21 protein-coding genes and 1 pseudogene are annotated in these 22602 nt (G+C 69.2%); 11 read left to right on the top strand and 11 right to left on the bottom strand.

The genetic code is table 11. The features are described from left to right. The first annotated feature begins 8 nt into the window (after positions 1-8). The 5 genes from LK409_RS16395 (at position 9) to LK409_RS16375 (ending at position 5552) form a co-directional block, all read left to right on the top strand. On the top strand, positions 9-1532 hold the full coding sequence (locus tag LK409_RS16395; protein WP_003814384.1) for a fumarate hydratase: 1524 nt from the start codon (positions 9-11) through the stop codon (positions 1530-1532). A 242-nt stretch (positions 1533-1774) separates the two neighbouring features. Beyond that, positions 1775-2605 (top strand): FAS1-like dehydratase domain-containing protein, encoded by an 831-nt coding sequence (locus tag LK409_RS16390; RefSeq protein WP_010929174.1) that lies wholly within the window; start codon positions 1775-1777, stop codon positions 2603-2605. Further along, complete coding sequence (locus tag LK409_RS16385; protein ID WP_010929173.1) at positions 2602-3798, top strand: CaiB/BaiF CoA transferase family protein; 1197 nt, start codon at positions 2602-2604, stop codon at positions 3796-3798. Before LK409_RS16390 ends, LK409_RS16385 begins: the two co-directional genes overlap by 4 nt. Continuing rightward, entirely contained in the window at positions 3795-4634 is an 840-nt protein-coding gene (locus tag LK409_RS16380; RefSeq protein WP_003814379.1) for an HpcH/HpaI aldolase/citrate lyase family protein, read from the top strand. The genes LK409_RS16385 and LK409_RS16380 overlap by 4 nt, the downstream gene beginning before the upstream one ends. 3 nt (positions 4635-4637) lie before the next feature. Continuing rightward, positions 4638-5552 carry a sugar kinase gene (locus LK409_RS16375; protein WP_010929172.1) on the top strand — a complete coding sequence of 305 codons (915 nt, stop codon included), beginning with the start codon at positions 4638-4640 and terminating at the stop codon, positions 5550-5552. Positions 5553-5585: 33 nt separating this feature from the next. Here the strand turns inward: LK409_RS16375 and LK409_RS16370 are convergent, their stop codons facing one another. Genes LK409_RS16370 through LK409_RS16350 form a run of 5 tightly spaced genes read right to left on the bottom strand, consistent with a single transcriptional unit; the run spans position 5586 to position 9995 of the window. Further along, positions 5586-6572, bottom strand: a complete 987-nt coding sequence (locus tag LK409_RS16370) for a tripartite tricarboxylate transporter substrate binding protein (protein ID WP_010929171.1) — start codon at positions 6570-6572, stop codon at positions 5586-5588. A gap of 34 nt (positions 6573-6606) precedes the next feature. After that, on the bottom strand, positions 6607-7407 hold the full coding sequence (locus tag LK409_RS16365; RefSeq protein WP_003814372.1) for an SDR family NAD(P)-dependent oxidoreductase: 801 nt from the start codon (positions 7405-7407) through the stop codon (positions 6607-6609). Beyond that, positions 7404-8318 carry an NAD(P)-dependent oxidoreductase gene (locus LK409_RS16360; RefSeq protein ID WP_010929170.1) on the bottom strand — a complete coding sequence of 305 codons (915 nt, stop codon included), beginning with the start codon at positions 8316-8318 and terminating at the stop codon, positions 7404-7406. The genes LK409_RS16365 and LK409_RS16360 overlap by 4 nt, the downstream gene beginning before the upstream one ends. Positions 8319-8370: 52 nt before the next feature. Next, on the bottom strand, positions 8371-9171 hold the full coding sequence (locus tag LK409_RS16355) for an SDR family oxidoreductase (RefSeq protein ID WP_010929169.1): 801 nt from the start codon (positions 9169-9171) through the stop codon (positions 8371-8373). Then, positions 9168-9995, bottom strand: a complete 828-nt coding sequence (locus tag LK409_RS16350) for an N-acyl homoserine lactonase family protein (protein ID WP_010929168.1) — start codon at positions 9993-9995, stop codon at positions 9168-9170. The genes LK409_RS16355 and LK409_RS16350 overlap by 4 nt, the downstream gene beginning before the upstream one ends. Positions 9996-10122: 127 nt before the next feature. Here LK409_RS16350 and LK409_RS16345 point away from each other — a divergent pair, with 127 nt between their 5' ends. Both LK409_RS16345 and yihU read left to right on the top strand, forming a co-directional pair. Next, positions 10123-10533: a carboxymuconolactone decarboxylase family protein gene (locus LK409_RS16345; protein ID WP_003814363.1), complete on the top strand. Its 411-nt coding sequence runs from the start codon at positions 10123-10125 to the stop codon at positions 10531-10533. A 54-nt stretch (positions 10534-10587) separates the two neighbouring features. Next, positions 10588-11528 (top strand): annotated as a pseudogene (gene yihU, locus LK409_RS16340) (sulfolactaldehyde 3-reductase). Positions 11529-11544: 16 nt separating this feature from the next. Here yihU and LK409_RS16335 read toward each other — a convergent pair. Both LK409_RS16335 and LK409_RS16330 read right to left on the bottom strand, forming a co-directional pair. After that, positions 11545-12189 (bottom strand): GntR family transcriptional regulator, encoded by a 645-nt coding sequence (locus LK409_RS16335; RefSeq protein WP_229131159.1) that lies wholly within the window; start codon positions 12187-12189, stop codon positions 11545-11547. A 142-nt stretch (positions 12190-12331) separates the two neighbouring features. Next, on the bottom strand, positions 12332-13372 hold the full coding sequence (locus LK409_RS16330) for a TRAP transporter substrate-binding protein (RefSeq protein WP_010929167.1): 1041 nt from the start codon (positions 13370-13372) through the stop codon (positions 12332-12334). A gap of 170 nt (positions 13373-13542) precedes the next feature. Here LK409_RS16330 and LK409_RS16325 point away from each other — a divergent pair, with 170 nt between their 5' ends. From LK409_RS16325 to LK409_RS16315, 3 genes are read left to right on the top strand one after another with little or no spacing between them, the layout of a single operon-like run. After that, positions 13543-15645, top strand: coding sequence for a TRAP transporter large permease subunit (locus LK409_RS16325; RefSeq protein WP_010929166.1), 2103 nt, complete (start codon positions 13543-13545; stop codon positions 15643-15645). After that, complete coding sequence (locus LK409_RS16320; RefSeq protein WP_010927027.1) at positions 15642-17036, top strand: MmgE/PrpD family protein; 1395 nt, start codon at positions 15642-15644, stop codon at positions 17034-17036. Before LK409_RS16325 ends, LK409_RS16320 begins: the two co-directional genes overlap by 4 nt. 26 nt (positions 17037-17062) lie before the next feature. Further along, positions 17063-18019, top strand: coding sequence for a tripartite tricarboxylate transporter substrate binding protein (locus LK409_RS16315; RefSeq protein ID WP_003814351.1), 957 nt, complete (start codon positions 17063-17065; stop codon positions 18017-18019). An 18-nt stretch (positions 18020-18037) separates the two neighbouring features. On the opposite strand, the gene LK409_RS16310 is transcribed toward LK409_RS16315, so the two are convergent. The 4 genes from LK409_RS16310 to hda are packed head-to-tail and all read right to left on the bottom strand — an operon-like array spanning position 18038 to position 21278. After that, the gene (locus tag LK409_RS16310; protein ID WP_010929165.1) at positions 18038-18529 is read right to left on the bottom strand and encodes a 2-amino-4-hydroxy-6-hydroxymethyldihydropteridine diphosphokinase; all 492 of its coding nucleotides are present in this window, start codon (positions 18527-18529) and stop codon (positions 18038-18040) included. Further along, on the bottom strand, positions 18526-19881 hold the full coding sequence (pcnB, locus tag LK409_RS16305) for a polynucleotide adenylyltransferase PcnB (RefSeq protein ID WP_010929164.1): 1356 nt from the start codon (positions 19879-19881) through the stop codon (positions 18526-18528). Before pcnB ends, LK409_RS16310 begins: the two co-directional genes overlap by 4 nt. Then, positions 19882-20580, bottom strand: a complete 699-nt coding sequence (locus tag LK409_RS16300; protein WP_003814344.1) for an HAD family hydrolase — start codon at positions 20578-20580, stop codon at positions 19882-19884. It lies immediately after the preceding gene. Then, a complete protein-coding gene (hda, locus tag LK409_RS16295) occupies positions 20577-21278 on the bottom strand; it encodes a DnaA regulatory inactivator Hda (RefSeq protein WP_041937284.1) in 702 nt (233 codons plus the stop codon). Before hda ends, LK409_RS16300 begins: the two co-directional genes overlap by 4 nt. A 252-nt stretch (positions 21279-21530) precedes the next feature. Here hda and purM point away from each other — a divergent pair, with 252 nt between their 5' ends. Further along, a complete protein-coding gene (gene purM, locus LK409_RS16290; protein WP_010929162.1) occupies positions 21531-22580 on the top strand; it encodes a phosphoribosylformylglycinamidine cyclo-ligase in 1050 nt (349 codons plus the stop codon). Positions 22581-22602: the final 22 nt, after the last annotated feature.

Here is a 22602-nt window from a genome sequence, read left to right as displayed (position 1 = left end):
ATACCGTCATGACCGTCCTCATCAAAGAAGAAGACTTCATCCAGTCCATCGCCGATGGCATCCAGTTCATCAGCTACTACCACCCGGTGGACTATATCCGTCACCTGGCGCGCGCCTACGAGCGTGAAGAAAGCCCGGCTGCCCGCGATGCCATGGCGCAGATCCTGACCAACTCGCGCATGTGCGCCGAGGGCAAGCGCCCGCTGTGCCAGGACACCGGCATCGTCAACGTGTTCCTCAAGGTCGGCATGAACGTGCGCTTCGACACGCAACGCACGCTGCAGGAACTCTGTGACGAAGGCGTGCGCCGCGGCTACCTCAACCCCGACAACCCGCTGCGCGCGTCGGTGCTGGACGATCCGCTGTTCGCGCGCAAGAACACCCGCGACAACACGCCCTGTATCCTGCACGTCGAACTGGTGCCGGGCGACACCGTCGACGTGCAAGTGGCCTCCAAGGGCGGCGGCTCGGAAAACAAGTCCAAGTTCGTCATGCTCAATCCCAGCGATTCGCTGGTCGACTGGGTGCTCAAAACCGTGCCGACCATGGGCGCCGGCTGGTGCCCGCCGGGCATGCTCGGCATCGGCGTGGGCGGCACGGCCGAGAAGGCCATGCTGATGGCCAAGCAGTCGCTGATGGAAGACATCGACATGTACGAGCTGCTGGCGCGCGGCCCGCAGAGCAAGCTGGAAGAGCTGCGCATCGAGCTGTACGAGAAGGTCAACGCCCTGGGCATCGGCGCGCAGGGCCTGGGCGGCCTGACGACCGTGCTGGACGTCAAGATCAGCACCTTCCCCACGCACGCCGCGTCCAAGCCGGTGGCGATGATCCCGAACTGCGCCGCCACGCGCCACGCGCATTTCGTGCTGGACGGCTCCGGTCCGGCCCGCCTCGATCCGCCGTCGCTGTCCGAATGGCCGGAAGTGCACTGGGCGCCCGATTACAACAAGTCCAGGCAGGTCGACCTCGATACCCTGACCAAGGAAGAAGTCGCCAGCTGGAAACCGGGCCAGACCTTGCTGCTGTCGGGCAAGATGCTGACCGGCCGCGACGCGGCGCACAAGCGCATCCAGGACATGCTGTCCAAGGGCGAGAGCCTGCCGGTGGACTTCACCAACCGCGTCATCTACTACGTCGGCCCGGTCGATCCGGTGCGCGACGAAGTCGTCGGCCCGGCCGGTCCCACCACGGCGACCCGCATGGACAAGTTCACCGACATGATGCTGGCGCAGACCGGCCTGATTTCCATGATCGGCAAGTCCGAGCGCGGCCCGGTCGCCATCGAGTCGATCCGCAAGCACGGCTCGGCCTACCTGATGGCGGTGGGCGGCGCGGCCTACCTGGTGTCCAAGGCCATCCGCAACGCCAAGGTTCTGGCTTTCGAGGACCTGGGCATGGAAGCCATCTACGAGTTCGACGTCAAGGACATGCCCGTGACCGTCGCGGTGGACTCGCAGGGCACCTCGGTGCACACCACCGGCCCGAAGGAGTGGCAGGCCCGCATCGGCAAGATTCCGGTCGCGGTCGCCTGATTCCTGTCCCGACGGGGGCGGGTCGTGTGCCTGTCCCAGCGGGGACAGGCACACCCTGTCGCAAATATCAGTCCCTATGTCGGGACAGGCACCCCAGGAATTTGTGGGTGCCAGTCCCCCTGCGGGGACAGGCACCCATGTAGGTGTATGGGTTTTTCGAAGGCGGCCTACCGGAAAAACGAATTGCGCGGGCGCGGTGGGGCGGGCATGCTGGCGGATTCGATGCAACGAGGATCGCCGAGATGACCGCTACTTCCCTCGCCGCCTGGATAGGCAGCTCCGAATGCGTGCAGGACTCCCTGGACCCGATAGCCGTGGGCCGCGTGGCCGCGACGCTGGGAGAGCCGGCGCCTGGCGCCGGGCAGCCGCTGCCGCCCCTGTGGCAGTGGGCGTTTTTCATCAGCACGGTGGGCCCGGACGGCCTGGGTCGCGACGGGCATCCGGCGCGCGGCGGTTTCCTGCCGCCGGCCGATGACCGCAACCGCATGTGGGCCGGCGGCCGGGTCGAGTTCCGCCAGCCGTTGCGCGTGGGCGTGCCGGCCGAACGCCTGTCCACGGTCGCCAGTATCCAGGAGAAGACCGGCCGCACCGGCGCGCTGCTGTTCGTCACCGTGCGGCACGAATACCGCCAGGAGGGCGAGCTGGCGATCCTGGAGGAGCAGGACATCGTCTACCGCCAGCCCAGCCCGCCCAAGCTGGCCGGCACCGAGCCCGCGCCGGCGGCGCAGTGGCGCGAAACCATGACGCCCTCGGAAGTGCTGCTGTTCCGCTATTCCGCCGTCACCTTCAACGGCCACCGCATCCACTACGACTACCCCTATGTCACCGGCGTCGAGGGCTATCCCGGGCTGGTGGTGCACGGGCCGATGATCGCCACCATGATGGTGGCGGCATTCCGCCGCGCCCACCCCGGGGCGCGTCTGGACCACCTGTCCTACCGCGGCCTGCGGCCGCTGATCGCGCCGCGTCCGTTCGAGGTGGCCGGCGCCGTGGCCGAGCCGGGCCTGGCGCGTCTGTGGGCGCAGCAGGACGATACCCTGGCCCACCAGGGCGAGCTGAGGTTCACGGCATGAGCGACGTGCCCGCCATCCGCCCGCTCGACGGCATCACCGTCGTCAGCCTGGAGCACGCCATCGCCGCGCCGTTCTGCACCCGCCAGCTGGCCGACATGGGCGCGCGCGTCATCAAGATCGAGCGGCCCGGCAGCGGCGACTTCGCGCGCGGCTACGACGAGCGCGTGCGCGGCCTGTCGTCGCATTTCGTGTGGACCAACCGTTCCAAGGAAAGCCTGACCCTCGACCTCAAGCGGCCCGGCGCCGACGAGGTGCTGGAACGCCTGCTGGCGTCGGCCGACGTGCTGGCGCAGAACCTCGCGCCGGGCGCGGCCGCCCGGCTGGGGCTGTCGTTCGAGCAGCTGCACGCGCGTTTCAGCCGCCTGATCGTCTGCGATATCTCCGGCTACGGACAAGGCGGGCCGTACCAGGACAAGAAGGCGTACGACCTGCTCATCCAGAGCGAGAGCGGCTTCGTGTCGGTCACCGGCACGCCGGACGAGCCGGTCAAGGCCGGGTGCTCCATCTCCGACATCGCCGCCGGCATGTACGCCTATTCGGGCATTCTCAATGCCTTGCTGCTGCGCGGCAAGACCGGCGTCGGCAGCCGGATCGACGTCTCCATGCTGGAGAGCACGGTCGAGTGGATGGGCTATCCGATGTATTACGCCTTCGACGACGCGCCGCCGCCGCCGCGCGCGGGCGCCGCGCACGCCACCATCTACCCCTATGGCCCGTTCCCGGTGGGCGACGGCGCCACCATCATGCTCGGCCTGCAGAACGAGCGCGAATGGCGCGCCTTCTGCGAGCGCGTGCTGCGCCAGCCCGAGCTGGCCGACGACGAGCGCTACGCCAGCAATTCCCGCCGCGCGGCCAATCGCGACGCGCTGCGCGCCTTGATCGTGGCGGTTTTCGCGCGCCTGGACATCGGCGAGGTGACGGCGCGGCTGGAGCAGGCCCAGATTGCCAATGCGCGCGTCAACCAGATGCGCGATGTCTGGGAACACCCCCAATTGCAGGCGCGCCAGCGCTGGCGCGAGGTGGACAGCCCGGCCGGCACGCTGCCGGCGCTGTTGCCGCCGGCCACCAGCAACGCGTTCGCCGCGCGGATGGATGCCGTGCCGGCGGTGGGCGAAAACACCGCCGCGGTGCTAGCATCGTTGGGATACGCGCCCGATGAGGTGGCGCGCCTGCGTGCAGCCGAGGTGGTGTGATGCAAACTGTCGTGCGTACTGCGTTGTTCGTGCCGGCCAGCCGGCCCGAGCGTATTCCCAAGGCGCTGGCCAGCGGCGCCGATGCCGTGATCGTCGATCTCGAGGATGCGGTCGAGCATCTGGCCAAGGACAGCGCGCGCGAAGCGCTGTGCGATTTCCTGGGCACGCATCCCGACGCGCGCCTGTGGGTGCGCATCAACGATGCGTCCACGGCCTGGCACGATGACGACCTGAAAGCGTGCCGCGGGCGGCCCGGCGTCAGAGGCATCCTGCTGCCCAAGGCCGAGAGCCTGATGCAGGTGCGCCATGCGGCGCAAAGCGGCATTCCCATCGTGCCCATCATCGAGACGGCGCGCGGCGTGCTCAACGCGGCCGACGTCGCGGGCACGCCGGGCGTGGCGCGGCTGGCCTTCGGCAGCCTGGACTACGCGCTGGATCTCGGCCTGACGCCCGACACCGAGGCGGCCGGCGTGGCGCTGGACCAGGCCCGCGTGCAGGTGCTGCTGCACAGCCGCGCGGCCGGCCTGGCGCAGCCGCTCGACGGCGTGCATCCGGGCGTCCAGGACACGGCCGGCCTGCGGGCGGCCGCCACGCGGGCGCGCGACATGGGCTTTGCCGGCATGCTGTGCATCCATCCGACCCAGGTGCCCATCGTGCACGAGGCGCTGCTGCCGCCCCTGGCCGAGCTGGACTGGGCGCGCCGCGTGGTGGCGGCGCACCGCGACAGCGGCGCGGGCACCTTCATGCTCGACGGCAAGATGGTGGATGCGCCGGTGATCGCCCGGGCGCGCCAGCTGCTGGCGCGAGCCGGCGAGCCGGCCGGCCAGGAAGCCTGAGCCATGGCCGCGCCCGGTCCCGCGCCGGCGGCGCTGTTCGTCGGCCACGCCTATATCGACGTGACCTTGCTGGCCGACGAATGGCCCGGCGGCGACGACAAGCGCGTGGCGCGCGACTACGCCGTGTCGTTCGGCGGCAATGCCGTCACCGCCGCGTTCGCCTGCGCGCGGCTGGGCCTGGCTCCCGATCTGATCTGTCCGCAGGCGCCCGACTGGCTGGGCCACATGTTCGCCGACATGGCCGCCAGCCATGGCGTGCGCGTGCATCCGCGGCCGGTACGGCGCTCATCGCTGTCGTTCATCATGCCGCGCGACGGCAAGCGCGCCATCCTGCGCGCCCGCGACACCGATTACCTGCAATCGTTTCCGCTGCTCGAAGTGGGCGGATACCGCGTCCTGCACCTGGACGGCCACCAGCCGGATGCCGCGCTGCACTACGCGCGCGCCTGCCGCGCCGCCGGCGTGCTGACTTCGCTCGACGGCGGGGGCCTGCGCAGCAACACCGCCGAGCTCATGCGGCATATCGACGTGGCGGTGTGCGCCGAGCGCCTGTGCGAGCAGATGGGCCTGAGCGCCGAAGCCTTGCTCGAGTGGCTGCGCGATTGCGGCTGCCGCATCGGCGCGGTCACCCAGGGCGAGCGCGGCATGCTGTGGTACGACGAGGCCGGCGTGGTGTCGCGCCTGCCCGCGCTGGACATTCCCGCCAGCGCGGTGGTGGACACCTCGGGGGCGGGCGATGTGTTCCACGGCGCCTATGTGTGGTCGTATGCGGCGCGGCCGCAGCTGCCATGGCGCGAGCACTTCCGCTTCGCGCGCGCGGCGGCGGCCTACAAGATCCAGCACCTGGGCAACGAGGCCGGGCTGCCGGGCCAGGACGATGTCGCCGCCGTGATGGCGCGCTGGCCCGAGAAGGCGTAGGCACGGCGCCGAGCCGGCGCCGTGCGGGCCGGCTTACTCCAGCTTGATGCCCGCGTCTTCGACCACCTTCTGCCATTTGTCGATTTCCGCGTTCAAGGCTTGGCCGAATGCCTGCGGCTCGCTGCCCACGGCTTCGATGCCGTCCTGGGCCAGGCGCGCCTTCAGCTGCGGGTCGGCGAGCACCTTGGCGATGGCCGTGTACAGCGTCTGGATGACCGGTTGCGGCGTGCCGCGCGGGGCCAGCACGGCATGCCAGGCCGAGGCTTCGTAGCCCGGCACCCCGGCTTCCTGCACCGTGGGCACGTCGGGAATCAGGGGCGAGCGCCGCGCGCCTGTGACGGCCAGCGCCTTGATCTTGCCGGCCTGCGCCTGCTTGGAGGCCGACGCGGCATCACCGAAGGTCATGTCGACCACGCCGCCGACCACGTCCAGCAGCGCCGGGCCGGCGCCCTTGTACGGAACGGGGATGACGACGATGCCGGCCTGGCGCATGAAGAGCTCGACCGCCAGGTGCGCGGAGCTGCCCTGGCCGGCGGTCGACAACGTGAGCGTGCCGGGTTCGCGCTTGGCCAGTTCGATCAGTTCGCGCAGATTGTTCGGCGCCAGGCCGTTCTTGATCGCCACGACATAGGGGTAGCTGGTCAGCTGCGTGACCGGCGCGAAGTCCTTGCGCGCGTCGTACGGCAGCTTGCTGTACACCGAGGGGTTGATCGCGTTGGGGCCGCTCTGGCCCAGCAGCAGGGTATAGCCATCGGCCTCGGCCTTGGCGACCGCGTCGGTGCCGATGATGCCGCCGGCACCGCCGCGGTTGTCGATGATGAAGGGCTGGCCGAGCTGCTCGCTGACGCCCTTGAAGACCAGGCGGGCGACGATGTCGGCGCCGCCGCCGGCGGCGAACGGCACGATGACGCGCACGGGGCGCTCGGGGTAGGCGGCGCGGGCCGCGGCGGCCGGCAGCAGGGCCAGGCACAGCGCCAGCAAGGGCGCGCGCCGCAGGGCTTTCAGGAATGAGCCGGACATGTGGGATCTCCGTTGTCTTGGTATGGGGGTGGGGTCAGGCGCCGTGGCTCTGCGGGGGCATGCCGCCGGCGTAGGTGCGGTAGCTGACGCCGCTGGCCCAGCCGGCGTCCACCGGCAGCAGCACGCCGGTGATCAGGCGGGCCTGCGGCGAGCACAGGAAGGCCACGGCGTCGGCGATGTCCGCGGGCGTGGGCAGCGCATCCAGCGCGTGCACCGACATCATCGCGGCGAGGTCGCGCTGGCCGGCGTCGATACGGGCCTGCAGCGCCGGCGTCATGACGTAGGTCGGCGCCACGCTGTTGACCCGCACGCCGTGGCGGCCCAGCTCCTGGGCCAGCAGCTCGGTCAGGCGCGCCAGCGCGGCCTTGCCCGGGTTGTAGGCGGGCAAGGGCAGTGCGTTGCGGCTGTTGATGGAGCCGAGGGTGACGATGTGGCCCGCGCGGCGCGCGCGCAGAATGCGTCCGAAGCTGCGGCAGGCATGCACCGTGCCGTGGTAGTTGACGCGCCACATGCGGTCATGCTCGGCGAGGTCCATGTCCAGCACCGATTCGGTATTGGGAATGAGCGCGGCGGACGTGACCAGCAGCGCGGTCTCGCCCAGCTCGGCCGAGACCGCGTCGGCGCAGGCCTGCACGGCCGCGGCGTCGGCCACGTCGCAGGCATAGAAGCGCGCCGGCGCGCCCTGGGCGCCGAGCTCGGCGGCCAGGGCCTCGCCCGCCTCGCGCGCCACGTCCAGGATGGCGACCGCCATCCCCTGGGCCGCGAAGCGGCGGGCGCAGGCGGCGCCGATGCCGCTTGCGCCGCCCGTGATGACGGCTACGCCGGCCGTGCTCATGCCGCGTCGGCGGCCTTGCCGCGCACCTGTACTCCCGCGTTGTCTTCGACGTAGCGGATGATTTCGGTCAGGTCGGCATCATTGCCGAACTTGTCGCGCGCGTCGTTGAGCAGGCGCCGGGCGGCGTCGCCGACCCGCAGCGGCACGCCCAGCTGTTCGCTTTCCTCGAGGCACAAGCGCACGTCCTTGGCGGACAGGCCGATGGCAAAACCAAAGTCGAAGCTGCGGGTAAGCACGAAGCGGGGAATCTTGTCTTCCGAGGCGTTGGTGCGGCCCGAGCCCGAGTTGATGACCTGGAGCATGATGTCCGGATCCAGCCCGGCCTTCACGCCCATCACCATCAGCTCCGAGGTGATGCTCAGCGCGGTGACCGAAATCAGGTTGTTGATGACCTTCATGGTCTGCGCCATGCCGGCGCGCTCGCCGACGTAGACCGGCTTGCCGATCACGCCGAACATGTCGTGCAGGGCGTCGTAGCGCTCGCGCGGACCGGAAACCATCAGCGCGAGCGTGCCGCGCTTGGCGCCCGTGACGCCGCCGCTGACCGGGCAGTCGATGCTGGCGATGTTCTGCGCCGCCAGGCCGTCGGCCAGCGTGCGCGCGGCCTGCGAGCCGCTGGTGGACAGATCGATGACCGTGCGCACCGCGTTGCCGCGCGCCAGGCCGTCCTCGCCCAGCGCCACAGCGAGCACGATGTCCGGGGTGGGCAGGGATACCAGCACGGTCTCGGCGCGGTCGGCCACTGCCTTGGGCGAGTCGGCGATATGGGCGCCCTTGGCGGCCAGCGCCTGCAGCGCGGGGGCCTGCGTGTCGTAGACCGTCAGGGTGTAGCCGGCTTCGAGCAGGCGTTCGGCGATGGGAGTGCCCATGCGGCCGATACCTACGAAACCAAGATGCTTTTCCGTCGTCATGATGTGTCTCGCTGTGGTGTGAATAGAGAGTGGGAAGTGAAAGAGGGGCGACCTAGGCCGCGGTCCAGCCGCCGTCGATGGGCAGGGTGGCGCCCGTGATGTCGCGTCCGGCATCGCTGCACAGGAAGGCGACCAGGGCCGCCACGTTTTCCATGGCGACGAAGCGGCCGGTGGGTTGGCGCGCGGCGGCCAGGTATTCGCGTTCGGCCTGTTCCTGCGCGACGCCGTCGCGCCGCGCGATCTCGGCGATGCGGCCGACGATGGCCGGCGTGGGCGCGGTTCCCGGCGCGACGGCGTTGCAGGTGATGCCGCTGGCGGCGGTTTCCACGGCCAGCGCGCGGGTCAGTCCCAGCAGGGCGGTCTTGGTGGTGACGTAGCCGACCCGGTTGGCCGCGGCTCCCGCGCCATAGACCGACGACAGATTGATGATGCGGCCCCAGCCCTGCGCCAGCATGCCCGGCAGCGCCAGGCGGGCGAGGTGGAACGCCGCCGACAGGTTGACGGCCAGCGACTCGTCCCAGTGGGCGCGCGGCAGTTCATGGGCCGGCTCGAAATGGCGCACCACGGCGTTGTTGACCAGGATGTCCAGGCGCGGCAGCTCGGCCAGCGCCTGAGCCGCCATGGCCTCGATCTGGTCCACGTCCCGCAGGTCGGCCTGCAGCAGCAGCACCCGCACGCCGTGCTCGCGCGCCAGGGCGGCTTGCGCCTGGCGGGCGCTTTCGTTGGCCTGCAGGCAGTGCATCACGATGTCGGCGCCGGAACGGGCCAGCGTATCGGCGATGGCCAGCCCCAGTCCGGCCTCGGCGCCGGTGATCAGGGCGCAGCGCCCGTGTAGCGGGCGGGCCGGGTTCATGCCGCCTCCGGCACGAGCCCGTCGGGCGTGGGAGCGACGTCCAGCCGCACCACCTTGCCATGCAGCTCGGGCGAAGGCGCGGGGTAGCGCTGCATCACCTGTGGATCATGGCCCGGCACGATATGCGCCTCGGAGTCCGCCAGCCGCCGGACGGTGTGGTAGCCCTCCAGCATGTCGCCCACGTGGTAGACCGCCGGGAAGGGCGCGTCGTGGCCGATATTGCCGTAGAGATGGCTGGCATCGGAAGCCAGCACGACCCAGCCGCGCTGCGTCCAGACGCGCACGATCTGCAGGCCGCCGGTGTGGCCGCCGACCAGGTGCAGCGACAGCCCGGGCGCCAGTTCGGTCTGGCCGTTGTGAAAGCTGACCCGGCCGGCATAGACCTTGCGCACGAACCCGACCACGTCCTCGACGTCGTAGGGGTGGCGCAACGGCCCATGGCACATGCAGTGCCCGGTGGCGTAGGCCGGCTCGGCGTCCTGCACATGGAAGGTGGCGGCGGGGAAGTCGCCCAGCGTGCCCGCGTGGTCGTAGTGCAGGTGGGTGAGGATCACGTCGCGCACCTGTGTCGCGTCGATGCCGATGAGGGCCAGGCCCTGCGCCGGGCGCATCAGCAGCTCGCGGCCGCGCTGGCGCGCCGCGTCTTCGGCGAAGCCGGTGTCCACCACATAGACCTCGTCGCCGCGGCGCAGCGCCCACACGTAGTAATCGAGATCGGATTCGGCATCGTGGAAATCCACCTTGCCCAGATAGTTGTCGGCCGCGATCCGGCCGCTATGGCGCGCGTAGCGGATGGCGTACACGTCAAAAGGCGCACAGTTCAAGGTGTCTCCTCCAGGCTGGATGACGTTTGGGGTCTTATAAATACAATAGGATTGTATTATAGTAGTACGACGTGCGGTAGCAAGTGGATGTTCCAACGCGCCGCTTTTCACTCAATGGAGACACACCATGGCATTACGGCCTGAGTTTCAAACCGAGCAGTTCCAAAAAGGCCTGGCAGTTCGCCGCGCGGTGGTCGGCGACGCGTATGTGGATAAATCGCTCAATAGCGCCGATGACCTCACGGCTTCCCTGCAGAAGCTGGTCACCGAATATTGCTGGGGCGAAGTCTGGACGCGTCCCGGCCTGGAGCGCAAGACCCGCAGCTTCCTGAACCTGGCCATGCTGATCGCTTTGAACCGGCCCAACGAGCTGCGCCTGCACCTGCGCGGCGCGATCAACAATGGGGTGACCAAGGACGAAATCGTCGAGGTCGTGCTGCAGGCGGCGATCTACTGTGGCGTACCCGCCGCGCTGGACGCCATGAAGGCGGTGCGCGAAGTGGTGGAGACGATGGAGAAAGAAGGGGCCTTCGCCTGACGCGTTGGCGAGGACAGGCCAGTGCCTGGATGCGCTGGCCGACAAGGAGACATCATGCAGAAACACAAGATCGCATTTCTCGGCCTGGGCGCGATGGGCCTGCCCATGGCCTGCAACCTGGTCAAGGGCGGCCATGCCGTCACCGGCTACGACCTGAATCCGCAAGCGCTGGACGGGCCGGCGGCCAGCGCGCCGCCAGCGCGCGCGAGGCGGCGGCCGGGGCCGCCCTGGTCATCGCCATGCTGCCAACCGCGACGCATATCCAGGCGGCGCTCGAAGGCGCCGACGGCGCCCTGCAGGGCATGGACCCGGGCGCGCTGTTCATCAACATGTCCACCATCCTGCTCCAGGAAACCGACCTGATCGCGCAGCGCCTGGCCGAGCGCGGCATGCGCATGCTGGATTCGCCGGTCGGCCGCTCCGCCATGGAGGCGCAGCGCGGCACGCTGCTGATCCTCGCTAGCGGCAGCGCGCAGGACAAGGCGCGCGCCCGCGATGCGCTGCTGTGCATGGGCAACCAGGTCATCGATTGCGGCGAAGTGGGCGGCGGTTCGCGCGTGAAGGTGGTCAACAACTTCATGGGTATTTCGCTCAATGCCCTGACGGCCGAGGCCCTGACCCTGGCCGAGGCCAGCGGCCTGAGCGTCGAGCTGGCCCTGGAGGTCATGCGCGGGACCATCGCCGGCCTGGGGCATATGAACATCACCTATCCGAACAAGGTGCTGCGCGGCGACCTGTCGGCGGGTTTCCAGGTCGACCTGGCGCACAAGGACCTGGGCCTGGCGCTCGAACTGGCGGCGCGCAGCCGGGCCTGCGTACCGATGGGCAGCGCGGCATTCCAGTCCTATACGGCGGCGCGCGCGCAGGGCCGTGGCGGACAGGATTACAGCGCGATCTACCCGGTCATGCGCAGCCTGTCGGGATTGCCCGAGACGTTGCCTTACCAGGTGGATACGCCGGTCGAGGCCGATCCGTTCGGGGCGGCGGCACGCTGAGCGCGCCGCGCGGGGCTTACTCGGCCGTCGCGGCAGCGTCGGCCAGCGAGTCCTGCAGGATGGCGATGGCTACGCTGGCGGCATTGCGCACGTGCAGGCTGCCCGCCTTGCGGGCAGCCTTGCCGTCGCGCGCCACCAGGGCCTGCAGCAGGTTCGACAGCTCGGCCACGCTGTGCTTGGCGCGGCCCGGCGCCTGCATGGACGTCGAGCGCAGCAGCATGACGCGCGAGTTGAGCAGACGCAGGGTGGTGGTCAGCGCCTCGTTGCCGGCCCCGTCGAGCAGCTGCTGGTAGAACGCGTTCTTGGCGGCGATCTGCTCCAGCGGCGTGCCGCGCGTGAGGGCGCGCTTGAGCGCCTGGAAGGCCTCCTGCAGGGCGGCGAGCTGGGGTTCGGTGGCGTGTTCGGCGAACAGCTGGCAGGCCAGGCCTTCCAGTTCCTCGCGCACCTGGTAGATGCCGCGCGCCTGTTCGGGCGACAGCCGCTCGACCACCGGGCCGCGGTGCGGAATGACGACGATCAGGCCTTCGGATTCGAGCTGGCGCAGCGCTTCGCGCACCAGGGTGCGGCTGACGCCGGTCATTTCGCAGAGTTCGCGTTCGGGCAGGCGTTCGCCCGGGCGGAACCGGCCAACCAGGATGGCGTTGCGGATGCTCTCGGTCACGCTATGGCGCAGTACGGAAGCGACACGCTGGACCTTGAATTCACCTTCTGGCGCTGCGGGAGATGTCATGCGGTTCGTATTGCAAAATGGGAAAGGCATCCGGTGCGTGCGAGCGCACCGGACACCATTGGACGGCCTGCGATCAGTTCGAGGCGCTCTTGCCGAGCGTCGTGCGCACGCGATCGAGATAGGCCGGGCCATCGAACCCGACCTGCTTGGCGCGCTTGTTCCACGCCTCGTAGGAAGGACCGATATATTGCTGCTGCATTAGTTTAGCCCGTTCCTCCTCGGGGGCTACCCAGAAGGTCACGCCCTTCTTCATCATCTCCTGCTGGGCGTTGCTGACGAAGGTGTCGTAATTGCCGAAGGCCTCCTGCTGCAGGGCGTCCATCGCGCCCTGGACCTGCTTCTGCACGTCGGCCGGCAGCTTCTGCCAGCTGTCGGGGTTGGCCAGGATGGCCCAGCCGTTGATCGGGCCGAGGCTCCAGTTCTGCACGTTCTTGGCGATGCGCCAGAATTCCAGCGAGCCGCCCACGCAGGTCGAGATGAACAGGCCGTCGATCACGCCACGCTCGAGCGCGGGGAAGATCTCCGTGGTGGGCATTGCGACCGGCTTGCCGCCCAGCGCGTTGACGACTTCGGCGGTCTGCGGATTGTGCACGCGCAGCCGCTTGCCCTTGAAATCCTCGACCTTGTGGATCGGATCCTTGGAGAAGAGCTGCTGGGTGCACCACGCGCCTTCGGCCAGGACGATGGCGTTCCACTTGTCCTTCCAGATCTTGCGGGTGTCCTCGCACCAGAAAGCGTCGCACACCTGCTTGTATTCCTGGATGTTGTTGATCAGGCCGGGCAGGTTGAAGATGCCCATGCGCGGCTCGTCGGCCGCCAGGTAGGTGTGCAGGGCGGCGCTCATGTCCACGCGGCCTTCGCGCACGGCGGTGGCGATTTGCGCCGGCGGCACGAGCGAATCGCTGACCGTGACCTTGACCTTGCCGTCCGTGGCCTTGGCCACCCGTTCGGGCACCGAGGCCGTGAGGATGGAATAGCCGTCGCCGGGCGAAGTGATGACGGCCATGGTCAGGTCATAGGTCTGGGCGGCGGCGCCGCTCCAGCTGGCCGTGCACAGGGCGGCCGCTGCCAGGGCGGCCTGGAATCCGCGTGGTAGCGGGAAACGTTGGGACATGTTGCTCCTCCTAGGTTGGTGTTGCGGCGCGGTGCGCTGTTAAAATTCTAAGCATTCAATCATACAATATGCCTATAATACCGTCATAACATCATTCTGGGAGGAGCTTGCCGGCTCTCTCAGGGAAAACACCATCGCGCGGCCGCGCCGCGTGTGTCGAGGAGACAGCTATGAGCAGTATCGAGATGCCGGCACCTGTCATGCCGATCGAGCCGGCGGAGCTTGCGGGCGCTTCCCCCTACCCCCTGGCGATCGATCAGGACTTCTGCCTGATCCGCTGGATGGCGGCGATCTCGCGCGCCTGCGGCGCGCTGGCGACGGTGGCGCTGCTGCTCATGGCCTTGTCGATGTGCTATGAGATCTTCTCGCGCTACCTCTTCAACGCGCCCACGGCATGGGCGACCGAGATCTCCGGCTACCTGCTCGTGGCCACCGTGTTCTTCGGCCTGGCCGCGGCGCAGGCCTCCAACTCGCATGTCCAGGTCGAACTCTGGATCGACCGCCTGTCCGCGCCCGTGCGCCTGCGGGTGGAATTGCTGTGCCAGTGGCTGGCGTTGCTGTTCTGCGTGGTGCTGGGCTGGCAGATGGCCAGTTTCAACGTGCGCGAGTACCTCAACGACACGCGCGACTGGGGCTTGCTTTCCACGCCGCAGTGGATGCCCGAGCTGGCGGTGTCGGTGGGAATTGTGGTTTTCTGCATGTCCATCCTGGTGGACATCTATCGCCTGAGCCCGCCTGCCCAGGCCTGGCGGCGCTGGCTGACGCCGACGTTGCTGGCCTTGCTGGCGGCCGCGCTGGTGGCCCTGGGCGCCAATGCGGTGCCGATGGCGGCCGGCGGCCGCTTCGACTGGGGCATGGCCCTCATCGTCGCGGCCCTGCTGGCCTGCGCATGGGCGTGGAGCGGCGTGCGCACCCTGGCGCACGTCGTGCTGGTCGTCGGCGGCTGCGCCGTCCTGTATGGCCTGGCGCGCGGACAGTCGCTGGGCTGGGTCGCCTTCCTGCTGGTAGCCAGCATGATGCTGCTGCTGTTTCTCGGCGTGCGCATCGGGGTCGCGTTGGGCCTGGTGGGCCTGTTCGGCGTGTATTTCCTGCTGTCGCGTCCGCAGCTGTCGCTGCTGGCCGAGCGCGCCTGGAGCAGCACCAATACCTTCACGCTGACGGCCGTGCCCATGTTCATCTTCATGGGCGGACTGTTGCTGCGCAGCGGCATTACCGCGGGCATGTTCGACGCGCTGGTGCGCTGGTTCGGCCGCGCGCCCGGCGGCCTGGCGCACGCGTCGGCGGGCGCCTCGGCCGTGTTCGCGGCGGTGTCGGGCTCGAGCCTGGCCACGGCCGCTACGCTGGGCAAGGTGGCCTGCCCGGACATGATCGAACGCGGCTACAGTCCGCGCCTGACCTACGGGGTAGCGGCGGCCGGCGCGACGCTCGGCATTCTCATCCCGCCCAGCATCCCGATGATCATCTATGGCACGACCGTGGGCGCGTCGGTCACCCATCTCTTTCTGGCCGGCATGTTGCCGGGCCTGCTGCTGATGGCCTGCTTCATGCTGGGCGCGCTGGTCTGGGCGCTGGCGGTGCCGGGCTCGGCGCCGGTGGCGCGCGCCTACACGCTGCGCGAGAAGCTGAGCGCGTCGCGCGGCATGGTGCCTTTCGTGGCGATCATCGGCGCGGTGCTCGGTTCGATGTACACGGGCGTGGCCACGCCGACCGAGGCCGCCGCCATCGGCGCCGTCAGCGCCTTCGTGCTGTGCCTGGTGCGTCGCCAGTTGAGCTGGCGGGCGTTGTTCGAGATCGCGCACGACTCCGCCAAGGTGACGGCGCTGTTGCTGCTGATCGTCGTGGGCGCGGGCATCTTCAGCTGGGTGTTCGATTATCTGCGGTTGCCGCGCGAGGTGGTCAACCTGATCCAGGGCGCGGATCTGTCGCCGGCGCTGATCGTCGCCGCCATGGTGCTGGCCTATCTGGTGCTGGGCATGTTCGTCGAGTCCATCGCGATGATGCTGATGACCCTGCCGGTGACATACCCCATCGCCATGTCGCTGGGCCTGGACCCCATCTGGTTCGGCGTCTTCCTGGTGCTGATGATCGAGCTCGGGCTGATCACGCCGCCCGTGGGCATGGTTCTGTTCGTGTTGCGCAGCATGAACGAGAAGGCGCGTTTCACGGATATCATCCGCGGCGCCTTGCCCTTCGTGCTGATCATCCTGCTCTTCCTGTGCCTGATCTACATTTATCCGCAGATCGTGATGTGGCTTCCCCAACAAGTGAAATGACCATGAATCAAGCTGTCTCGCCGCTCGCCGGCACGCCCGCGGTCAGCGCGGAACTGGCGCGCTTCGCGGCCACCAGCCGCTGGGAGGATGTGCCGCAGGCGGTGCGCCACGAAGGCCGGCGCAGCCTGTTGAATTACTTCGCTGTGGCGCTGGCGGCCGCGCGCGATCCCGTCCTGGACACCGCCACGCGCACCTATGCCCGGTTCGCCTCGGACGCGCGGGCGTCGCTGGTGGGCCGCGCGCGGCGCCTGGACATGCTCAACGCGGCCGCGCTCAATGCCATGGCGGCCAATGTCTACGATTTCGACGACACGCATCACCCCACCATCATCCATCCCACGGCGCCCGTGGCGCCGGCCCTGTTCGCGCTGGCCGAAACCCGGCCGCTGAGCGGCGCGCAGCTGCTGCATGCGTTCGTGCTCGGCGTCGAGGCGACCTGCCGCATCGGCAACGCCATGTCGCCGGGGCACTATGCGCGCGGCTGGCATATCACGTCGACCTGCGGCGTATTCGGCGCCGCGCTGGGCGCCGCGCGCTGCCTGGGACTGCCGGGCGACGCCATGGTGGCGGCACTGGGTTGCGCGGCGGTGCAGGCAGGCGGGCTGGTGGAAACGCTGGGCACCGCGGCCAAGAGCATCAGCGTGGGCAATGCGGCGCGCAACGGGCTGCTGTCGGCCCTGCTGGCGGCGGAGGGGTTCGACGGACCGCCGCAACCGCTGGAGGGCGTGCGCGGCTATCTGCGCGTGGCCGCCGACGCGCCCGATATCGCTGCGGTCAGCGCCGGCCTGGGCGAACGCTGGGAGGTGCTGAACAACACGTACAAGCCGTATCCCTGCGGCGTGGTGCTCAATCCGGTGATCGACGCCTGCCTGGCGCTGGCGGCCGATCCCCGCATCGCCGGCGGCGGCTGGGCCGCCATCGAGCGCATCGAACTGACCGGGCACCCGCTGTTGAAACAGCGCACCGACCGGCCGGGCGTCGCCACCGGCCGGCAGTCGCAAGTCAGCGCCCAGCATGCCGTGGCCGTGGCGCTGGTGCGCGGCCGCGCCGGGCTGCCCGAGTTTTCGGACGAGGCGGTCGCCGACGCCGGGCTGCGGGCGTTGGGCCTGCGGCTGGGCTTTCGCGACGATGCCAGCATGTCGGTCGACGCCGTGAAGGTGCGCATCGCGTTCCAGGACGGCACGCTGCTCGAGCGCGAGGTGCAGGCCGCGCGCGGGTCGCGGGAGCGGCCGCTGCAAGACGGCGAGATCGAGGAAAAACTACGCGAACTGTGCCGCCATGGCGGCGCGCGCGTGGATGCGGACCGGCTGATCGAGGCGGTCTGGACATTGGATGAGGCGGGCGATGCCGCCGCCGTCATGCGACTGGCGGCGGAACAGCCGGCCGCCTGAATGCACGTGCAACATAGGAGACATACGTGAAGAAGAGAATCTGGGGAACGCTGCTGGCCGCGGCGATGACGGTGGGAAGCGGCGCGGCGCATGCCGGCTACCCCGACAAGGCGGTGCGCATCGTGGTGCCGTTTGCCGCGGGCGGCGGCGTCGATGCGCTGGCGCGTCCCTTCGCCAAGGAGCTTGGAGATATCCTGGGCCAGAGCATCGTGGTCGAGAACAAGCCCAGCAACACCGGGCAGATCGGCGCCACCGACGTCGCGCGGGCCGCGGCCGACGGCTACACGCTGCTGCTGAGTTCGGCCGCCTTCGCCACGACGCCGGCGTTCTATCCGCAGGTGCCGTACGACCCGGTCAAGGATTTCTCTCCGGTCATGATCATGGCGGCGGCGCCCCAGGTGCTGGTGGCCAGCAACAGGTTCAAGGCGGCGTCGCTGCCGGACGTGCTGGCGCAGGCCAGGCAGTCGGACCGCATCAATTTCGCCCTGAGCGCCAGCACCGGCATCCAGGCGCTGGCCACCGCCATGCTCGCCGGGCAGGGCGGGGTGACGTTCATGACGATTCCCTACAAGGGGGCGGGCGCGGCGTTCATGGACCTGATCAGCGGTGAAGTGGACCTGATGATCGACAACCCGGCTTCGTCCCTGGTCCACGTGCGCGCAGGCAAGCTGCGCGTGCTGGCGACCACGGGGTCCAAGCGCATGGCCATCCTGCCCGACGTGCCGACCGTGGCCGAGACCCTGCCGGGCTTCGAGGCCCGCAACTGGTTCGTGCTGGCCGCGCCGCAGGGCACGCCGCCGGCGGTGATCCAGAAGCTGAACGAAGCGTCGGCGCGCGCGCTGAACACGCCGGCCATGCGCCAGATGCTCGAGCGCGACGGTATCGATCTGGTGGCGGACAGCCCGGCGCACGCGGCGGCCTTTCTGCAGGACGAGATCGCCAAGTGGGGCAAGGTGGTCAAGGAAGGCAATCTGCAGCCCTGACCAGGGGAGCCGCTGCCCTCAGCGCAGCGGCTCGATGGCCTGGTCTTCCAGCGCGGCCAGCAGCGCCGCGCAGTCGCCTTGCGCCAGGCGCAGGCCGGGGGCCAGTTCGCACAGCGGCGCCAGCACGAAGGCGCGTTCATGTATGCGCGGATGCGGCACGCTCAGGCGGGGATGGTCGATGGCCTGTTCGCCATACAGCAGCAGGTCCAGGTCCAGGGTGCGCGGCGCATTGCGGTAGGGCCGCTCGCGGCCATGGCGCTGTTCCAGCGCCTGCAACAGGTCCAGCAGGTCCAGCGGCGCCAGCGTGGTGTCGAGCGCGGCGACCGCGTTGACGAAGTCGGGGCCCTGGGCGTCGACGGGCGCCGTCCGGTACAGGCGCGAAGCCTTGCAGGCGAGGATGCCTGGCGCGGCGGCCAGTTCGGCCAGCACGCTGCGCAGCGTGGCGGCCGCGTCGCCCAGGTTGGCTCCCAGGCCAACGTATGCCAGGGCGGAAGCCGGGCTGCCGTTCATTGCGGTTCGCGCGGGCGGTTGGACGGGCGGCGGCGCGGACGGCGGCGCTTTTGCGCCGGCGCGTCGCTCGCTTCGCGCGGCAGGTGGGCGGTTTCCTCGATCATTTCGGCGCGCGTGGCATCGTCGCCATTGGCCAGGTCCATCCACCACTGGGCCAGCACGCTGTCGAACTCGCCGGCGGCGGCGCGCAGCTGCAGGAAGTCGCAGGCGGCGCGAAAGCGCGGCTGCTCCAGCATGCGGTAGATGGTCTTGCCGGCGCGGCGCTCGAAGCGCGGCTGCATGAACCAGATCTCGCGCATATCGGACGAGAAGCGGCGCTGGATGGCCAGTTTCTCGGTCTGTTCGTCCAGCACCGAGTCGGCGGCCTGCACCAGCGCGGGGATGTTGTGCTCGCCCTGGGCCCGCAGCTGTTTCCAGCGCACGTCGACCAGTTGCCACAGCAGCGCCGCGAACAGGAAGCTGGGGCTGATGGTCTTGCCGGCGCGCACGCGCGCATCGGTGCGCTCCAGCGCCAGTTCGACGAAATTCTCGCCGCCGGGCTGCTCGAGCACGACGTCGAGCAAGGGCAGCAGGCCGTGGTGCAGGCCGTCGTTGCGCAACTGCCGCAGGCAGTCCATGGCGTGGCCGCAGGTCAGCAGCTTGAGCATTTCGTCGAACAGGCGCGAGGCCGGCACGTTCTCGATCAGGCTGGCCATGGTGCGGATCGGCTGCCGCGTGGCGGTATCGATGCTGCCGTTCAGCTTGGCGGCGAAGCGCACCGCCCGCAGCATGCGCACGGGGTCTTCGCGATAGCGCTTGACCGGATCGCCGATGATGCGCACCTGGCGCTTTTTCAGGTCCTGCACGCCCTGGTGGTAGTCGATGACTTCCTCGGTGTGCGGGTCGTAGTACAGCGCGTTCATGGTGAAGTCGCGGCGCGCCGCGTCTTCTTCCTGGCTGCCGAATACGTTGTCGCGCAGGATGCGGCCGTGCTCGTCGGTTTCCTGGTCGTCCGAGGCCGGCGCGCGGAAGGTCGAGGTTTCGATGATTTCCTGGCCGAACACCACGTGCACCAGCTGGAAGCGCCGGCCGATGATGCGGGCGCGGCGAAACAGCGGCCGGATCTGCTCGGGCGTGGCATTGGTGGCCACGTCGAAATCCTTGGGCTCCAGGCCCACGATCAGGTCGCGCACCGCGCCGCCGACGATATAGGCTTCGTAGCCATGCTGGCGCAGGACGTCGCAGACTTTGATGGCGTGGCGCGAGACATTGCGGCGATCGATGCCATGGCGTTCCGCGCCGATGCGCTGTGGGCCGCGCAGGGCCGGCGCGAACAGCCGGCCGACAAATTTTCTTATGGTTTCGGTAATCATTTAGGACTTCGCATCTTCGAGGTGGTCGAACAGGTCGATCACCTGCCATCCGCGCGCCTGGGCGATTTCGCGCAGGCCCGGGCTGGGATTGGCGGCGATAGGCCGTGTTACCGCTTCCAGCAAGGGAACATCGTTGACCGAATCGCTGTAGAAGTACGACTCGGCGAAATCGCCCAGCGCCAGGCCCATGCCGGCCAGCCACTGGTTGACCCGCACCACCTTGCCTTCGCGGAAGCTGGGCGTGCCTTCGATGCGACCAGTGTACCGGCCGTCGCGGTATTCCGGGTCGGTGGCGATCAGGTGCTGCACGCCGAAGGCGCGCGCGATCGGGGCGGTGACAAAACTGTTGGTGGCGGTCACCAGCGCGCACAGGTCGCCGGCCGCCAGGTGTCCGCGCACCACGTCCACCGCCTGGGCCGTGAGGCTGGGGCGGATCACATCGCGCATGAATTCCTCGTGCCAGGCGGCCAGCTCCACCGGCGAGTGCGCCGCCAGCAGGCCCAGCATGAACTCGGCGGCCTGCTCGGCGGTCAGTTCGCCGCGGTTGTAGCGCTCCATCAGGTCGTCGTTGCGCCGGCGCGCCTCGGCGGGATCGCCGGCGCGGCCGGTGCGGGCCAGGAAGTCGGCCCATTGGTAGTCGCTGTCCAACGGCAACAGGGTGTGGTCGAGGTCGAACAGGGCTAGGCGTCGGGTCGTCATGTCGCTTGCGAGTGAGGGTCTGCCAGCATGGCGCGAAGCAGGGGAGTGGTAATGGGCCGGCCGGTGGCCAGCGAATAGCGGTCCAGCGCGTCCAGCAAGGCGGCCAGCTTCCGGATGTCGCGTTCGTGGTGGGTGAGCATCCAGTTGATGACCTCGGGCGCCAGCTGCAGGCCGCGCTCGGCGGCCTGGGCGGTCAGCGCGGCCAGTTTGTCCGCGTCGGACAGGGGGTCGAGCCGGAAGACCAGGTCCCAGCCCAGCCGGGTGCGCAGGTCTTCGCGCAGCGGCAGCGACATCGGGGCGCGGTCGCCGGAGACGGCCAGCGCGAAGGCCCGGCCGGTGGCGGCCGATTCGCGCCAGCGATTGTACAGGGCGAACAGGCCGGCCTGCCGCGCGTCGTCCATGCGGTGCACGTCGTCGACGGCCACCAGCCGCGGCATGGGCGCGGTGGAGTCGGCCTCGGCCAGCTCGCGCAGCGACTGCGCCGCGCGCGCGGCGTCGATGTAGATGGCCTCGGGCCGGGCGCTCAGGCCGCGCAGCAGGTGCGTACGGCCGCAGCCGGCCGGCCCCCACAGGTAGATGGCCCGCCCGGCCGTCAGGGCGTGCGCGGCCGCCAGCGCCTGGCCGTTGGGACCGGCAATGTAGTTGTTCAGCGTAGGCGCAGGCGCAGGAAGAACGTCAAGCAGCAGCTGGCGGTTCATGTATGGCGATAAAACAGGCTTTCCGGATCGCGGCGCGCGGCGCATGGCATGCCCCGGCGCGGCCAACCCTGCATTAAACCACTGCGGGCCGGGCAGTGTCGCGCAATGGCGAACGCGCAGGGGCGAAACCCGGCGGGCGGAGCATTTCGGAGCATTTCCAGGGGTTTGCGGCCAGGATCGCGCCCGGCGTCGTAAAATCCCGGACGTACCACCCAAAATCCCGCAATTGTTACATACCCCACGGTTTTTCACATGACTAATCAACATTCCGCTCCCTTGACCTATCGCGATGCCGGGGTCGACATCGATGCAGGCGACGCGCTGGTCGACCGCATCAAACCCCTGGCCGCGCGCACCATGCGTCCCGGAGTGTTGGTAGGCATCGGCGGCTTCGGCGCCCTGTTCGAGGTGCCGAAGAAATTCCGCGAGCCCGTGCTGGTGTCCGGCACCGACGGCGTGGGCACCAAGCTGCGCCTGGCGTTCGACTGGAACCGCCATGACACCGTGGGCATCGACCTGGTCGCCATGAGCGTCAACGACATCCTGGTGCAGGGCGCCGAGCCGCTGTACTTCCTCGACTACTTCGCCTGCGGCAAGCTGTCGGTGGATACGGCGGCCGCGGTGGTGGGCGGTATCGCGCGCGGCTGCGAACTGGCCGGCTGCGCGCTGATCGGCGGCGAAACCGCCGAGATGCCGGGAATGTATCCCGACGGCGAATACGATCTGGCGGGCTTCGCGGTGGGCGCGGTCGACAAGTCGGCCATCATCGACGGCAAGTCGATCCAGCCGGGCGACGTGGTGCTGGGCCTGGCTTCCAGCGGCGCGCACTCGAACGGCTATTCGCTGGTGCGCAAGATCCTCGAGCGCGCCGGCGCGCGCCCCGACCAGGACTTCCACGGCCAGCCGCTGGTCGACGTGGTCATGGCGCCGACCCGCATCTACGTCAAGCAGGTGCTGGCGGCCCTGGATCGCCACGGCCCGGCCATCAAGGGCCTGGCGCATATCACCGGCGGCGGCCTGCTCGACAACGTGCCGCGCATCCTGCAACCCGGCATGGCCGCGCAATTGCAGCGCGACGGCTGGGAAATGCCCAAGCTGTTCCAGTGGCTGCAGCAGCAGGGCAGCGTGGCCGATGCCGAGATGCACCGCGTGTTCAACTGCGGCATCGGCATGGTGCTGGTGGTCGCGGCGGACCAGGCCGACGCCGTCGCCGCCACGCTGCGCGAGCAGGGCGAGATCGTCAACCGGATCGGCGAAATCGTGCCGCAGCAGGACGGCATGGCCCAGACCGTCGTGGTCTGAGGCAGGGTTCGGTGCCTGTCCC

It is taken from the genome of Bordetella parapertussis (assembly GCF_020735925.1).
GTDB classification, from domain to species: Bacteria; Pseudomonadota; Gammaproteobacteria; order Burkholderiales; family Burkholderiaceae_B; genus Bordetella; species Bordetella pertussis.
The sequence above is the reverse complement of the archived record's forward strand: the minus strand, read 5'-3'. Positions and strand labels throughout refer to the sequence as shown.